Origin of the sequence: Acinetobacter sp. ABJ-A23_2, from assembly GCF_044538765.1 — a bacterium.
Taxonomy (GTDB): Bacteria; Pseudomonadota; Gammaproteobacteria; order Pseudomonadales; family Moraxellaceae; genus Acinetobacter; species Acinetobacter nosocomialis_A.
Genome location: NZ_JBIUCP010000015.1, coordinates 31,291 through 46,886, shown reverse-complemented (window position 1 = coordinate 46,886; position 15,596 = coordinate 31,291). Strand labels below are relative to the sequence as shown.

The 15,596-nt window shown below is 38.3% G+C and carries 18 protein-coding genes; 11 read left to right on the top strand and 7 right to left on the bottom strand.

The window, feature by feature from the left end; translation table 11 throughout:
* Positions 1-123 precede the first annotated feature (123 nt).
* The 7 genes from ACH63V_RS07380 (at position 124) to ACH63V_RS07350 (ending at position 7,284) form a co-directional block, all read left to right on the top strand.
* Positions 124-2,397: a molybdopterin-dependent oxidoreductase gene (locus ACH63V_RS07380; RefSeq protein WP_396463126.1), complete on the top strand. Its 2,274-nt coding sequence runs from the start codon at positions 124-126 to the stop codon at positions 2,395-2,397.
* A gap of 226 nt (positions 2,398-2,623) precedes the next feature.
* Positions 2,624-3,664, top strand: a complete 1,041-nt coding sequence (gene moaA, locus ACH63V_RS07375) for a GTP 3',8-cyclase MoaA (RefSeq protein WP_085941333.1) — start codon at positions 2,624-2,626, stop codon at positions 3,662-3,664.
* Positions 3,665-3,919: a MoaD/ThiS family protein gene (locus ACH63V_RS07370; RefSeq protein WP_001187658.1), complete on the top strand. Its 255-nt coding sequence runs from the start codon at positions 3,665-3,667 to the stop codon at positions 3,917-3,919.
* 3 nt (positions 3,920-3,922) lie between these two features.
* A complete protein-coding gene (locus ACH63V_RS07365; protein WP_396463125.1) occupies positions 3,923-4,411 on the top strand; it encodes a molybdenum cofactor biosynthesis protein MoaE in 489 nt (162 codons plus the stop codon).
* A 23-nt stretch (positions 4,412-4,434) separates the two neighbouring features.
* The gene (gene moaCB / locus ACH63V_RS07360; protein ID WP_000799981.1) at positions 4,435-5,358 is read left to right on the top strand and encodes a bifunctional molybdenum cofactor biosynthesis protein MoaC/MoaB; all 924 of its coding nucleotides are present in this window, start codon (positions 4,435-4,437) and stop codon (positions 5,356-5,358) included.
* On the top strand, positions 5,358-6,593 hold the full coding sequence (locus ACH63V_RS07355) for a molybdopterin molybdotransferase MoeA (protein WP_140951339.1): 1,236 nt from the start codon (positions 5,358-5,360) through the stop codon (positions 6,591-6,593). Before moaCB ends, ACH63V_RS07355 begins: the two co-directional genes overlap by 1 nt.
* A 208-nt stretch (positions 6,594-6,801) precedes the next feature.
* Positions 6,802-7,284: a helix-turn-helix domain-containing protein gene (locus ACH63V_RS07350; protein WP_000870671.1), complete on the top strand. Its 483-nt coding sequence runs from the start codon at positions 6,802-6,804 to the stop codon at positions 7,282-7,284.
* On the opposite strand, the gene ACH63V_RS07345 is transcribed toward ACH63V_RS07350, so the two are convergent.
* Positions 7,281-8,684, bottom strand: a complete 1,404-nt coding sequence (locus ACH63V_RS07345; RefSeq protein ID WP_396463124.1) for a PLP-dependent aminotransferase family protein — start codon at positions 8,682-8,684, stop codon at positions 7,281-7,283. The two genes, ACH63V_RS07350 and ACH63V_RS07345, sit on opposite strands and share 4 nt — an antisense overlap.
* 122 nt (positions 8,685-8,806) lie before the next feature.
* On the opposite strand from ACH63V_RS07345, the gene ACH63V_RS07340 reads away from it, so the two are divergent.
* Positions 8,807-9,670 (top strand): DMT family transporter, encoded by an 864-nt coding sequence (locus ACH63V_RS07340; protein ID WP_348888121.1) that lies wholly within the window; start codon positions 8,807-8,809, stop codon positions 9,668-9,670.
* A 4-nt stretch (positions 9,671-9,674) separates the two neighbouring features.
* Here the strand turns inward: ACH63V_RS07340 and ACH63V_RS07335 are convergent, their stop codons facing one another.
* The 4 genes from ACH63V_RS07335 to tusD are packed head-to-tail and all read right to left on the bottom strand — an operon-like array spanning position 9,675 to position 11,071.
* Positions 9,675-9,986: a TusE/DsrC/DsvC family sulfur relay protein gene (locus tag ACH63V_RS07335; protein WP_001047539.1), complete on the bottom strand. Its 312-nt coding sequence runs from the start codon at positions 9,984-9,986 to the stop codon at positions 9,675-9,677.
* 19 nt (positions 9,987-10,005) lie between these two features.
* Positions 10,006-10,290, bottom strand: coding sequence for a DsrH like protein (locus ACH63V_RS07330; protein ID WP_174744930.1), 285 nt, complete (start codon positions 10,288-10,290; stop codon positions 10,006-10,008).
* A 17-nt stretch (positions 10,291-10,307) separates the two neighbouring features.
* Positions 10,308-10,658, bottom strand: a complete 351-nt coding sequence (locus ACH63V_RS07325) for a hypothetical protein (protein ID WP_032048183.1) — start codon at positions 10,656-10,658, stop codon at positions 10,308-10,310.
* Positions 10,659-10,702: 44 nt separating this feature from the next.
* On the bottom strand, positions 10,703-11,071 hold the full coding sequence (gene tusD / locus ACH63V_RS07320; protein ID WP_000105718.1) for a sulfurtransferase complex subunit TusD: 369 nt from the start codon (positions 11,069-11,071) through the stop codon (positions 10,703-10,705).
* A 65-nt stretch (positions 11,072-11,136) separates the two neighbouring features.
* Here tusD and galE point away from each other — a divergent pair, with 65 nt between their 5' ends.
* Both galE and fumC read left to right on the top strand, forming a co-directional pair.
* Positions 11,137-12,144, top strand: coding sequence for a UDP-glucose 4-epimerase GalE (galE, locus tag ACH63V_RS07315; protein ID WP_396463123.1), 1,008 nt, complete (start codon positions 11,137-11,139; stop codon positions 12,142-12,144).
* Positions 12,145-12,258: 114 nt separating this feature from the next.
* On the top strand, positions 12,259-13,653 hold the full coding sequence (fumC, locus tag ACH63V_RS07310) for a class II fumarate hydratase (protein WP_396463122.1): 1,395 nt from the start codon (positions 12,259-12,261) through the stop codon (positions 13,651-13,653).
* Positions 13,654-13,780: 127 nt separating this feature from the next.
* Here the strand turns inward: fumC and ACH63V_RS07305 are convergent, their stop codons facing one another.
* Together ACH63V_RS07305 and ACH63V_RS07300 are read right to left on the bottom strand one after the other, a co-directional pair.
* A complete protein-coding gene (locus tag ACH63V_RS07305; protein ID WP_396463121.1) occupies positions 13,781-14,077 on the bottom strand; it encodes a hypothetical protein in 297 nt (98 codons plus the stop codon).
* Between the two features lie 180 nt (positions 14,078-14,257).
* Entirely contained in the window at positions 14,258-14,719 is a 462-nt protein-coding gene (locus ACH63V_RS07300) for a hypothetical protein (RefSeq protein WP_396463120.1), read from the bottom strand.
* Positions 14,720-15,031: 312 nt separating this feature from the next.
* Between ACH63V_RS07300 and ACH63V_RS07295 the strand changes: the two genes are divergently transcribed.
* Positions 15,032-15,523 carry a hypothetical protein gene (locus ACH63V_RS07295; RefSeq protein ID WP_263613905.1) on the top strand — a complete coding sequence of 164 codons (492 nt, stop codon included), beginning with the start codon at positions 15,032-15,034 and terminating at the stop codon, positions 15,521-15,523.
* Positions 15,524-15,596: the final 73 nt, after the last annotated feature.

The window sequence follows — 15,596 nt, the reverse complement described above, 5'->3', positions numbered from 1 at the left end:
ACATTGATAATCTGAAATCATTTTTTAAATTTTGAGTTATTGACTGTTTAGAATTTAAGTTCTATTTTGGAACTTGTTATTTTCATTCTAGCCAGATGTATAAAAATAAACGGAGCCAGAAAAATGATGGACGCAGCTCAGCAAAGTAAAACAGATGTGACCGCATGTATTTTATGTTCAAGAAACTGCGGTTTGAGCGTAGAAATTAAAGATAACCAATTTGTCAAAATTAAAGGTAATCCTGAGCATCCATTTTCTCAAGGTTACATTTGCCAAAAAGCCGCAAGATTACAGCATTATCAGAAACATGCAGACCGTTTGACCGCACCTTTAAAACGCCAACCAGATGGCTCGTTTCAAGAAATTAGTTGGGATGTGGCGATACAAGAAATTGCCAATCAATTGGTTCAGATTAGAGATAAATTTGGCGGCACTGCTTTTGCTTCGGTTGGGGGCGGTGGACAGGGTAACCACCTCGGTGCAGCTTATGGCCGACAACTTTTATTGGCTATGAAAAGTTATTATGCATATAACTCACTTGCCCAAGAAAAAACAGGTGATTTCTGGCTCAATGGCCGCCTGTTCGGTAGTCAGGCTTGCCATACTACAGAAGATGTTGAACATGCAGATTACGTACTTTTTATTGGAACGAACCCGTTTCAGGCACATGGTATTCCCAACGCACGAGACACGCTAAAACATATTAAGAAAGATCCGAACCGAACCATGGTGGTGTTCGACCCGCGTGTTACTGAAACGGCAAAACAAGCAGACATTCACGTGCAGCTAAAACCGGGAACAGATGCTTTTTTAATGTCGGCCATGATTGCGATCATTATTAAAGAAAAGCTTTATGATGTAGCGTTTATTGAGCAGCATACACATGGGTTTGAAGAAGTAAAAGCTGCATTTAACCATGTCCCGATTGAAGACTATATTGCTAAAGCTGATGTATCTGTCGATTTGATTTATCAGCTTGTTCGAGATTTTTCAAAGGCAAAAAGAGGCTGTGTACGTATCGATTTAGGTATTCAACATACTTTGAATACAACATTAAATGGTTATTTAGAAAAGCTTTTATACTTACTGACAGGGAACTTTGGAAAACAGGGTACCAATAATTTGCATACCATGTTTATTCCAATTTTGACCGATACGGATGAAAGAAAACCAAAATATCGACGTAGCGTTTATCATAAAATGTTCCCGATTTCCGGGTTTTTCCCACCTAATATTTTACCCGATGAAATCCTTAAAGCAGGGGAAAAGCGAATTCGTGCTGTGTTTGTAGATAGTTGTAATCCACTATTAACTTACCCTGACACACCTGCCTTTGAGGAAGCCTTTAAAACCTTAGATTTGCTGGTGGTAGTTGATGTTGCGATGACAGAAACCGCGAGACTCGCCGACTATATTTTGCCTGCTCATACTCAGTTTGAAAAATGGGAATTTACTGGTTTTAACTTGGAATTTCCTAAGAATGGTTTTCACCTGCGTCATCCCGTATTGGCTGCTCAAGCAAACACTTTACCGGAAGCCGAAATTTATACTCGATTACTGGAAGCTATGAATGCTATTCCGAAGAATTTTCCAATTTTAGAAAAAATAGCTGCGGTCGACTCGAAAAAAACAGCCTACTTACCCTACTTGTCGGCGCTAGGACTTACCTTAGCACGACATAAAAAATATATCCCTTTTGCTGCCTCTATTATTTATCGAACTCTTGGTAAACGACTTGGCAATTCTGCAGATTCAGTTGCTTTTTTATTGCCGCTATCTATTCAATATGCTGTTTTACATACCAAAGCGGTACGCCGTGCAGGTTATAAAGGTAATCCCTTAACACAAGGTGTCAAACTATTTGAGCAGATATTAAAGCAACGTTCAGGTATGGTTTTATCGCAACATGAATATGACGAAGTCTGGAAACTGGTAGCTTATAAAGATAAGAAAATACGTCTTGTAATTCCCGAGATGTTAAGTGAACTCGCAAGATTGAAAAGCCATAACGTTAATGTTGAAGAGTTTCCTTTCATCCTTTTGTCAGGTGAACGCCGTAGCTACAACGCCAACCAAATTTACCGTGACCCTGCTTGGCGAAAAGTAGATGCAGAAGGTGCACTGCGTATTCATCCTGAAGATGCAAGACACTTAAATGTAGATGCAGGAGGGCAGCTTAAATGTATCTCAGCGCATGGAGAAATTCAGGTAGCTATTGAGTTGGATGATGGGATGAGAAGAGGTGTCGTATCACTTCCACACGGCTATGGTATGCGATTTCAAAATGGAGAACCGATTGGACCACAATTAAACTTACTTATTTCTGCTGAACATTGTGATCCATTGTCGAAAACGCCGTACCATAAATATGTACCCATCCGTTTAGAAAAGTGTTAGAAATAGAATCAAGTAAAACATACATTTTACCGCGCTAACTCGAGATTTATTTTTAAATTGTTCTTGAGAAGGCGCGGTGAAAAACCGATAAAAAGTTAAATATTATGGAAGATAAGTAGAGCTGGAACAAATTTTGCATAAAAAGCAAAGCACTATTTAGGCGCAATTTTTTCTATTTGATTGTTCATAATCGGTGCTCGCAATATTTGAACTGTTCTCGATATGAGTGCAAATGATGAAACAATATCACTCTGAAACTGCGCCAAGCCTTCTGCAAGATCAATATGGGCGTATCAAGCGTAAGTTACGAATTTCTGTAACTGATCGCTGTAATTTTAAGTGTGTATATTGCATGCCTGAGCATCCAGAATGGTTAAATAAACAAGATTTGCTTAGTTTTGAAGCGCTCTTCCAATTTTGTCATTTTATGGTGCAGCAAGGTATCGAAAGTATTCGCATTACGGGTGGTGAACCATTAATGCGTCAAGGTATTGTTCATTTCATTCGAGATCTACAGTCTTTAAAAAGTTTAGGTTTAAAACGTATATCGATGACTACCAATGGTCATTACCTTGCTAAACATGCTAAGCAGCTAAAAGATGCTGGATTAGATGATTTAAATATTAGTTTAGATAGTTTGGATCCTGTTCAGTTTAAAGAGTTGACCAAGAAAAAATTGGAGCCTGTTTTAGAGGGGATACAAGCTGCAAAAGAAGTAGGATTACCTTTTAAAATTAACTGCGTGTTAATGAAAGATAGAAATGATGATCAAATTTTACCTATGGTGAAATGGTCAATTGCTCATCATATTCCTTTGCGTTTTATCGAGTTTATGCCGCTTGATGGTGATGCACTTTGGTCAAATAAAGATGTGGTAAGTGAGGCTGAAATTTTACAGGTATTGCAACCGTATTATTCGGTACAAGTCATCGAGCAGCAACATGAGCCAGCGCGTCAATATCTAATTAACGGTAGCTACCATTTAGGAATTATTTCCACAATTACACATTCATTTTGCCACCAATGTGACCGTATACGGCTTACCGCAAAAGGCGAACTATATAACTGTTTATTTGCGCCGCAAGGCTTAAATATTAAGCCTCAGCTTCAAACGCTGGTAAGCAAACAACATACTCCAGAATATGGTGTGTATATCCAAAATTTAAAGAATTTGGTTCATCCTTATATCTGGCATAAAGCCAAAGGTTTCCATGCCTTACAACATCAACAAACCCGTAAAATCAGCATGCATATGCTTGGGGGATAAATGCAACAATCTATCCAAATTAAAGTCGAAGCATTTGGTGCAATTGAAAAATTGCTTCCTGAAAATCTTTTGTTAGTTTGTCCTAGCCATAGTCTAGTTAAAGATGTATTGGATGAAATTGTTTTATTGCATCCGGAATCTACAAAAGCCATGGAAAAATGTGCATGTGCGATTGGTGATAATGTCATAACCAGACAAACTGTCTTAAGTGAGCCATGCACTTTGGTTTTATTATCACCCGTTGCCGGAGGATGAGTCATGAAAGAGTTCGCAAGAATACAAGAGCAGGCTTTAAGCTTGGATACTTTTGATCCGATTCAGTCTTTTCCTGAATGTGGCGGTATCGATATTTTTATGGGTACGGTTCGTAATCACCACGAAGGTAAAGCGGTAAAGGCGCTGAAATATACATCGTATAAACCGCTTGCAGAAAAAATGATACGTGAAATTGAACTAGAAATTGAGAAAAAGTATCAGGTATCTTATGTGCGAGTGGTTCATCGGATTGGATATTTAGATGTGGGCGAAACAGCCATTATTGCGATTGCGTATGCAGCCCATCGCCGTGAAGCTTTTCAGGCATGTGAGGAAGCGGTCGAACGGGTAAAGCATGAAGTACCTGTCTTTAAAGAAGAGTTTTTTATAGATGGCACAAGTCATTATGTAGAGGGCTGTTGTATTCGTAAGGATGCACCGCACGAGCACAAACATCACCATCATCATGCCGGCCATGAGCACTCACACTGAAATATGTAATATTAGGATAAATAATGAAAAACGTAGGAATGAAGCCGGAAAGTTATCGTGTTGCCGAAGCACAAGCGATTTTATATGCACCACCGCACTGTATTGAACTATTAAGACAAGGAAACACGGAAAAAGGTGATGCATTAAAAACAGCACGTGTTGCAGGAATTTTGGCAGCAAAACGAACTGATGAGCTGATTCCACTATGTCATCCGCTACCGATTTATCGGGCAGATGTAGAATATGAATTGGAACATGACTTTGTAAAAATTATTGCTGTCGTTGAGACCATTGGACCAACTGGTGTAGAAATGGAAGCTTTGACGGCGGCAAGCCTTGCAGGCTTAACTATTTACGATATGTTAAAGCCTCATTGTGAACCAGAAGAACTCTGGATGGATCAATGTAAATTACTTAAGAAAAAAGGCGGAAAATCCCATTTTAAACGGGTATTGCGTCAGCCTGTTTCGGCTGCGGTTATTGTATTGTCAGATACCGTAGCAGCGGGTAGAAAGCCGGATACGGCCGGAAAATCTGTAGTTGAAACTTTAACTGAAGCTGGATTTGATCCGATCCATTACCAAATTTTGCCTGATGAAGCAGATGATCTCAAAGAATTGGTTCTAGAACTCACCAAATCGTATGCTTGTATTATGACCGTGGGTGGAACAGGAATTGGTAAGCGTGATATTACGGTTGATACGCTAGAGCCTCTTTTAGAACGTAAATTAGATGGCTTAATGGAAGCTGCTCGCTCATTTGGACAAAAACGCACGCCATACGCTGCTATGTCACGCGGAGTAGCAGGGTTTATTGACCGTTCGTTAGTAGTGACGTTACCGGGAAGCCGTGGTGGAGCAAGCGAATCAATGGCCGCTATTTTACCCGCATTAGTCCATATTTTTGATGTTTGCCGTGATTTACCGCATCCAGGAGGCTATGAATAATGTCAGGTTGTGGTGCTGAGCGTGGATTAATCAGTATAGATGAAGCGCTAGATTTAGTTATTAATAAGCCTAAAAACTTAAGCTCTATTCAAAAGACTCTAACAAATAGCCTAAGTAGTTATCTTGCCAAAGAGATTTACTCTGAAATTAATCTACCTAGCTTTTCTCAAAGTGCGGTAGACGGTTATGCACTTTGTAGCCATACAGAAGATTTAAATAATCAAAAGTTCCAAGTCACAGGTGAGATTCGTGCCGGAAGCGAGAGTCATGACATACTCGGTGAAGGTCAGGCGATTCGTATATTTACGGGCGGCAAAATTCCTGAAGGGACAACGCATGTAGCACGGCAAGAAATCGTATCGGTTATTTCGGCTCAAGAAATTTGTTTAACGGAACATATACGCCCTCAAGCCGATATCCGCTTTACCGGAGAAGAAATCCAGCAAGGGCAGTTACTTGCTCAAGTAGGTCAGTTTCTAAATATTGGAAGCTTGGCTGCTTTAAGTATGGCAGGTGTGCAAACCCTTGAAGTCTATCGTGCACCGAAAGTCGCTGTTTTGATCACGGGTGATGAAGTTGCTCAAACGGCAGAAGATTTAATCGATGGAAAAGTCTTTGATGCAAATGGCCCATTACTAAAAGCTTGGTTTGAAGATTATGGTTTAGATGTTGAACTCATTCATGTGGCAGATGAAGCAGATCAGGTCACCCATTACTTTAACCAGCTAAAAGACAGCTATGATGTTGTTATAACGACTGGCGGAGTTTCGGTAGGAGACTACGACTTTGTTCGGCCCTGTGCTTTCGAAGTTGGATTTGAACAAATCTTTTGGAAAGTTAAACAAAAACCGGGTAAACCTTTATTCTTTGCCGAATACTATAATTCACAAGCTAGCCATTCCTGTTATTTGTTAGGCTTACCGGGCAATCCGGCTGCGGTATATGTCGCAATGCAAGTTTACGGCAAATCTTTGCTTGATGCATTGCAGGGCAATAGACAGGGACCAGAATGGTTTACCGCAATTTTAGAGCATGATTTAAAAGAAGATGCACGTGAGCGTTTTTTACGAATGTATGCTTATTTTGATGCAGGGCAACTTAAAGTAAAAAGTTTGGCCAAGCAGCAGTCCCATATGCTGAGTAACCTTATGCAAGCCAATAGTTTAGTCCGTATTCCTGCGAATACAAAACTAGCATCAGGAACGGTGCTAAAGGGACTCTTTATTTCAAATTAACTTATAAATAAGCTGTATATAATTAATCCATACTGATGGATTAATTATATTTTATAACTATTTTTAGTGACTGTTATTTTAAAAAATAACCTTTATAAATATACTAAAAACTTATTTCTAAGCTGAATATTGCATATAACATATTAAGTGGTTTAGGGTATAAATAATAAGGCAAGTAGGCCAGTTTTATATTGAGGAAAGCATAAAGATGAAATGGGATGACATCGGTGATCAGCCTTGTTCTGTTGCCCGTATGCTATCAGTGATTGGTGATCGATGGACGATGCTAATATTACGTAATGCTTTTATGGGAATTCGTCGTTTTGATGATTTTCAAAAATCATTAGGTGTCACTCGTCATGTCCTTTCCGATCGCTTAAAACGGTTGGTTGAATACGAAATTTTAGTGAAAGCGCCTTATTTTGACCGTCAGGAACGCTTTGAATATCGTCTCACGGATAAAGGCTTTGAGCTTTATCCAATTATCTTATCTATGGCGAATTGGGCAGATAAATGGATGGACCAAGGTTTAGGTAAACCTTTGGAATATCGTCACAAAGCATGTGGACATAAGTTTGAACCTGTTATGGTGTGTTCAGTATGTCGTGAACCATTACATGCAAAACAAGTTCAGGTTTCGGCTGGGCCAGGCTATTTTGCTTATATGGAACAAAAGCAAAAACAGGCTTAAACTTGTTTCTCTACTGACTCTTGTAGAAGTGCTTCTGCAAGGGTCTTATAAATATAATCATGATTTGATTGTGTAATATTAAAACGGATAAATTGACCTGCCGATTGTGCTTGGCTAAAGGCATTACCCGGGGCGAGTATCACTTGCCGATTCAGGCAAAAACGGGCAATCTTCGCTGCATCTACACCTTCCGGTAGACGACACCACACAAAAATTCCGGCCTTGGGCTCAATCCACGGTTCTATCCCAATCGATTTAAGCTTCGCGATTGTTTCTTGCATGGCTTGAGCTAAACGAACTTTTAATAAATCTAGATGCTTACGGTATGAACCATCGGTTAAAGCTGTGTGTAAAATCTTGGCTGAGAGTCCATTGTGAGAAAAGCTGGTGGCTATTTTTAAATCGGTAATTTGATCAATCCATTCTGGTTTCGCAATAATATAGCCGCAGCGAATAGAAGCAGAGAGCGTTTTAGAGAAACTTCCAATAAAAATCACGCGTGAAAGGTTGTCTAGGGCTGCAAGCCGTGGCGCTGAAGTATGTTCAAAATCTGAAAATATATCGTCTTCAATCACAATTAAATTAGACTGCTCAATGAGTTTTAATAATTGATGAGCGATCGAAAGTGAGAGTGTTGCACCAGTTGGGTTGTGTATTCCAGAGTTTGTAATATAAAGCCGCGGATTATAGGTCTCAATCGCTTCTTTAAATGCCTCTATGTCTGGTCCGTTTGGTGTATAGGGAATGCCAATAACTTTAACTTGATGAACTTTAAGTAGAGCATGAAAATTAAAGTAGCAAGGGTCATCAATTAGAACTACATCATCTGGTTTAAGTAAAAAACGACAAACCAAATCAATTGCTTGAGTGCCAGAATCGGTTAAAAGAACTTGGTTCAAGTTTGCTTCTATACCTTTACTTTGTGCTCGTCTAGCAAGCAAATCTCGTAATGCTGGCAGTCCTAAAGGTGACGAATAGCCCATTAAGTTATCATCTTCGTTACGTGTAGCAGATCTTAAAGCTTTGCGAATACTCTCAAGTGGCATCCAGTCATTTGGTAACCAGCCGCAACCGGGTTTAAACGCATCAGGTTTTGCTTCTAAGGACTGACGTGAAATCCATAATGGATCGATAGAGCGATCTAATTTAGGGCCTAATTCACTCAAAGCTAAAGGGGCAAGCGGTCCCACAACATAAAAACCGGAGCCACTACGAGATTCAATTTTACCTACGGCAATTAATCGCTCATAAGCTTCGACAATCGTAGAAACTGAAAAACCTAAATCTTTTGCTAGCTTGCGTACAGAAGGTAAACGGGAGCCTGGTGTTAAAGAACGATTTTTAATTTGTTGTTCAATCTGTGAAATAACAAACTCGATTTTTGTTTTTGACTGGTTCACGTTAATTATCTCTAACTGTACTGCTTATTTATACATAACAGTTTTTTAAAATTGTACTGCTTTGTATCTGGTATCAACACCATATCACAGCTTAAATTCTTCGTATAGTTGCGGAGAATAATATGCAAAAGTTTATGAATGGTTGGGTGAACGGTTTTATAGGGGTTGCAATTTTTGCAGGTTCACTGCCTGCTACCCGTGTTGCGGTCACCGGTTTTGATCCTGGTTTTCTGACGGCGGCAAGAGCAGTTATTGCGGGCGTTTTAGGTTTAACTCTTATCTTTTTGCTTAAAGAAAAAAGACCAGCTAAGCAAGATTGGTGGCCACTCGCAATAGTTGCTTTAGGTGTTGTGGTGGGTTTTCCATTATTTACGGCGCTTGCTTTGCAATATATGAATGCAGCACATTCAATTGTCTTTGTGAGTCTTTTGCCGCTCGCTACTGCTATATTCGCTGTTGTAAGAGGTGGAGAAAAGCCAAATCTATTTTTTTGGATATTTGCAATTTTAGGCAGTTTGGTTGTCTTTACCTACATGTTCTTTTTGTCGGGTGAAGCATCTTTTGGCATCGGCGATTTATATATGTTGATTGCAATTATTCTATGTGGATTTGGCTATGCAGAAGGTGGAGTACTTTCGAAAAAAATAGGTGGATGGCAGGTGATCTGTTGGGCGCTTATTTTAGCTTTACCGATTATGCTGTTTGCTACTATTTTTTACATGCCTGTTTCCTTCCAACATGTATCTACATCAGCGATAGCAGGACTGGTTTACGTATCTTTATTTAGTATGCTTATCGGGTTCTTTTTCTGGTACAAAGGTCTTGCTCAAGGCGGTATTGCTGCAATTAGCCAGCTACAACTTTTACAACCATTAATGGGACTCGCGATTGCCGCACTGTTATTACATGAACATGTAAGTTGGTCGATGTTAATGGTAACGGCAGTAACAATTTTGTGTGTCGCTGCCGCTAAAAAGTTTGCATAAAAATTTATAAACAATTTGCTGGTTTAGGAATGCCTGCCAAACGACTGAGATGGCGCGCAACTAAACCAGTATTAAATTTTTGCTGTAAAACAGCATTATTAATATCAGGACTGACGGTTTTCATTAAAAACTTAATCAGAGGGCGTGTTGCAGGAGAGTGCCCAAATTGTTGATAAAATTGGCGAACCGCAGCTAAAACTTCAAAATGCCAATCTGTTAATTCAAGATCGAGAGATTTGGCGAGTTCCTGTGCGACTTCGGGATTCCAAATCGTATAGTCGACTAAATGACCATCTTGATCTAATTCTAAATTCATAAAAATGAGCCTAACAATATTACTTCAAAGAAATGCATCGATTAAATTGTAAAACCAGATCTGCAAACTGGTCATAGTTTAATACCTTAACGTGAGCCAAGGTTTCTGCATCAATTAAATCTTTTTCATGAGCTAAACAAGAAACTGAGCCAAACTGCTGACAAATGTCTACGGAAAGCTGTGCGGTTGAATCGCCCATAAAAACAATCTGATCGTCTTGATGAAAAAGCTTTTCAAGTTCTTCAATAATACGAGGGGTATGGTGATAAGAAGCTTGCACCAGATAAAGTGTTGATTGCGTCATTAAATTTACACCTTTATCTACCAATATAAGACATGATCGAAAGATTGGATGAGTTCAGTATCTAACTGAACAAACTCTAGCTCCTGCTCACTGTTTTGAACAAAAGGATGCTGTTTATTTTTGATCTCAACAAGAATTGGACTTAAGTCATAAAACTCAAAGCTATCCACCATGTTTGAAGCAATTTTAAAAGCATGCTGCAACTGGTCAAAGTTATGTTCATTTTGTAAGAGGCTAAGAGCTGCATCTTTCAATAATACTTTGACTGGTGAGCCAAAGGTTGCTAAAACCATAGTAGCGGCGAGGCTTTCATTGACTTGTAGGCTGGTTAGATTGGCTTGGGTCAAAATAACGAGTACAGTTTTCACACAATATACCTTTTAAAAGCAACAATCTAAGTTAACAAAGTAACTTAGAATTGAAGAAGACGAGAGGCTGACTGTACTGCATCAGCAAGTTCACCTAGTCCAACCAACTCAAAGTTGTTCGCTAGGTTGTGATGACTAAGTTGATGGCGACTCGCATTTTCTGCATCGGTAATCCCGCGTGCAAGAGCAGCGCTAACGCAAACAGGAAGTCGGATCGCGAGCTTTTGCCATTCATGCGTTAAATTACGCTGGTCGTCAGGAACCCACTGAAAGTCATTCGCAACTTGAACGCCATCTTGGTAAAAGAATACACGAAAGTCTTCATTTTTACTTTTGAGTGCCTGAGCAAGGCCCAGTGCATGCCAAGCATGGATTGAAGTAGGAGCAGAGGTTATTAGTAGTAATGTACTCATTGAGAATTCACTATGGTCATACGTCTAAATGGGCGTAGATACATTAAGAGAAAGGTAAGTATACAATGATTTTAGTGACAGGTGGTTTAGGCTTTATCGGTTCACACATTGCATTGAGTCTGTTGGCTCAAGGCCAAGAAGTGGTTATTGTCGATAATTTGGCTAACTCGACCTTGCAAACGCTTGAGCGGTTAGAATACATCTCTGGTATGTACGTTCCGTTTGTTAAACTTGATGTACGTAATACACCTGCATTGAACAAAGTATTTGAACAGTACTCAATCGATGCAGTCATTCACACAGCTGGTTTTAAATCTATTGAAGAGTCTAATTTAAAACCGCTCGAATATTACAACGATAATGTCAGTTGCATTATGAGCCTATTGCGTGCGATGCAACGTACAGGTGTTCGTCATTTCATCCATTTATCTAGTTTGGCAGTTTATGGAAAATCTGGTTTGCAGTTAAGCGAAACAGAAGATTTCAACTACGGTTATCCTAATCCATATATCAAATCTCAACAGATGATTGAAGAAATCATTAGAGATACTCATAAAATTGATCATGAATGGAAAATTGCAATCCTACGCCTATCAAATATTGTAGGTGCTTTTGAGCATGGTGTATTAGGTGAATATGTTGCACAGCTCCCTAAAAATATTGTACCGCTTGCATTACAAGTTGCAGCGGTGCAGCGTGATTTAATTGAATTACAAGATCAGGTTTCGACCGAAGACCATACAGTAGAACGTAGCTTTTTACATGTATTAGATGTATGTGATGCGGTAAGAGCAACTCTACATTGGTTGCGTGACCAAACTCACTGCTGTGAAGCTTTTAATATTGCACATGACAAAGTACATTCAATTCGTCAATTATTAGATGAAATTTCACAAGTGACCCAAGCTGAAATTCCGACACAATCGGCAATTTATAAGCACGAAGAGTTAGCTCAACTTGGTGCAAATATAGGAAAAGCAAAAACTTTATTACAATGGGATCCGAAACGAACTTTGAAGCAAATGATTGAAGATGAGTGGAGATTCTATCAAAATACATTAAATGGAAGATAGGATAATGATTCTTATTTACAATAATGGAATGCTTGAGTACGATACTAAAATTAACTAGCCAAAGCAAAAATTGCTTCAGCCCGTGAGTTCTTTAACCAGATAACCGAGGTTTCTATGCAAACACGAATTGAACATGACACTATGGGTGAGATTGAAGTTCCAAATGAAGCACTGTGGGGAGCACAAACCCAACGTAGCTTACAGAACTTCAAAATCGGGCAGGAGCGTTTACCCCGTGCCATGATTCGAGCGATGGGATTGGTAAAAAAAGCAGCAGCAATAACCAATGCCGAGTTAGGACAGTTACCACAAGATTTAAGTCAATACATTGTGGGAGCTGCCGAAGAAGTGATTGCAGGGAAATGGGATTCACAGTTCCCACTTGTAGTTTGGCAAACAGGTTCTGGTACGCAAAGCAACATGAACTGTAATGAAGTGATTGCCAATATTGCCAACCAAAAATTAGGCGAAGCGCTGGGTGCACAAAAACCAGTACATCCAAATGATCATGTCAATCGTGCACAGTCTACCAATGACTCATTTCCAACGGCTATTCACGTTGCGGCAAGTTTGCAAATTAATGAATTACTAATTCCAGCCGTAGAGCAGCTTAAAGCGACTTTGCAGAAGAAGTCCGATGAATTTCAAGATATTGTTAAAATTGGCCGTACTCATTTACAAGATGCCACGCCATTAACCTTAGGCCAAGAATTTAGCGGTTATGTTTCTCAGCTTGAGCATGGTTTAGTACGCTTACAACAAGCCTTAACTGGTTTGTATGAGTTGCCATTGGGTGGTACAGCAGTAGGAACTGGTTTAAATGCTCATCCTGACTATGCTGTTAAGGCCGCAGCTCAGCTTGCCGCTTTAACGGGTCTGCCATTTGTTACTGCTCCTAATAAATTTGAAGCACTTGCAGGGCGTGATGCTGCTGTTTTTGCATCAGGCGCATTAAAAACTTTAGCAGTAAGCTTAAATAAGATTGCTAACGATATTCGTTGGTTAGCAAGTGGCCCACGCTGTGGTTTTGGTGAAATTCGCATTCCTGAAAATGAACCAGGCTCAAGCATTATGCCTGGTAAAGTGAACCCAACTCAAAGTGAAGCAATGACTATGGTGGTTGCACAAGTGCTTGGTAACGATACCACTATTAATATCGCTGGTGCTTCGGGTAACTTCGAATTAAACGTATTTATGCCAGTGATTGCTTATAATTTATTGCAATCTATTCAGCTTCTTGGCGATGCATGTAATAGTTTTAATGATCACTGTGCGGTTGGAATTGAACCTAATCGCGATAAAATTGACCACTTCTTGCATAACTCTCTCATGTTAGTTACTGCATTGAATCCAGTTATTGGTTATGAAAACTCTGCAAAAGTAGCGAAAACTGCTTATAAAGAGAATAAGACTTTAAAACAAGTGGCTGTTGAGCTTGGTTTAGTAACAGCAGAACAATTTGATGAAGTCGTTAAACCTGAAAAAATGGTTTCGCCAAATAGTAAATAAGCGGTCTATATAGCCATCAGCAGTATCATTTTGTATTGAATGTACAGTACTACTGATGGCTATTATGTTTACACATTAAATCTAGAGCTTTTTATATGTGCTCTAACGTATAGGTTGAAAATAAAAACTACACTAGTAGATCTTCTATATATTCCCAACCATTTGCTTTCATTTCTTCAAATTTTCTTTTTAGTTCTTCTTTCATATATTCGTGCGCGTCTTTTGCTAAAAGAACATGATATGAATTAGAGGCTGGATCTATGGTCACCTCTGTAATTTCTATAGGTGCGATTACACCATTTTCGGTCAAACCAAGATCGGTAAAGCACATTCCTTTTAGTGGAATAACGCTGCATTCATATTCTTTCGAAATAAAGTAATGATTTGAATACGTTGAATAGGTACGTGAAGCGCGGATCTTCATTGATCTCTCCTTTATGTGTAGAGAAGATTTGAATAGTCTGGCTTCTTTTAGCAGTTAAAACTGTTTAATTTTTATTGCTTATTTACTATGAATCTTTGTTATTTAAAGATTTTTAACAATCTATATCAAAACTATTATAGAAGCCCTCGACTAAAAGAAGGCTTCAAAATATATAAAAGCTTATTTTAAAATTTTGTAAACTTTCTCTTTGTATTCATCATTGGAAATAACCCCTTTATCGTATTGTTGTTTTAATGATCTATATTGTTGAATACGAATATCCCTTTTAAGACCTATATCATCATGATTTCTAATATAGTAGAGACTTCGATCATGATCGCTCATATTTACTGTCGGGTCAGGAGAGTGGGAATAGGTATTTTGAGGTCTATCTTCTTGGTATTGCTTGGCAATTTCAAAAAAATCTACTTTTTGCTTGCGTGAATCGGAGTGAAAAGGATTGTGTTGTGATTCGCTAAACTTATGATTTGAATTATTATTTACTTCAAGCATACTTCTATGGCGATTTGATTCTTGTTCATAAAATTCTTGCTTAATTGGGGGAGTCATCGTTTCAGAAAATACAGAAGAAGAAAAAGTAGTAATACTTAAAAATAATAAAATTAACTGTGATCTATTCATTTCTTTGAGAGCCAGATGAAATTGAGTAAATCACTGTATTGTAACATTAAATCTTAATAAGAGGCTGAGTTTTAGTATATTTAATACTCACTCACTTTTTGAGCAATTGATTTATATAAGCGTTGTTTGCAAAGCTACTTGAATTTAATTTTTCTTATATATCTTAATCAAACCAACTTAGAGTTGAATAAGCTGTCATAATTGTTAAAATGCCCACCTTATCCTGTTTTTGTATTGTTTTTAATTTGCATTTATTTTGCGATATTGAAATTAAACACATAATAAACAGTTGTTTAGCTAAGGATTTTTTGAATGCTCTCGATTTATTTAACAGATACTCAACAACATGTGCAGTTTAATGATTACCCAAGTGATCAGCCTGTTAAATTTCTGTTAAATCTTAAAAAGATTTTTCCAAGTACTGGTGATTTACTGTTACCTGTTTTGCCAGAAGATAATGATCTGGAAAACGTAACTTGGGAGTCAACAACAAAAGACTTTGAAATTTTCAAAAAATTGTTGGCGGGTTGGGGTGTTATTGAGCTTCGTTTAAATGCAATCACTACATATAAAGATAAAAATTTTGCAAATGAGCTCATTAAACAAGCTCAAGTGAAACGTAAAAAAGTAGCACAAAAAAATCATCAGCTTTCTTTAGTTGCGTTGGATTATATTTTTATGCACGAAATTCATGCATTGATTGATGCTGAATTGGTCACAATTGGTGAGAAGTTTTATTTACCAACCTTGCGAGAGCAATGGAAAGGTCTAGTTTCTGACCAAGTGCTTGAAGGAAAGCTTTAATAAATTGCAAAAGGTGAATTTAAATAATTCACCTTTTTTTATAATTAAATCAAATACATTTCTATTTAATTAG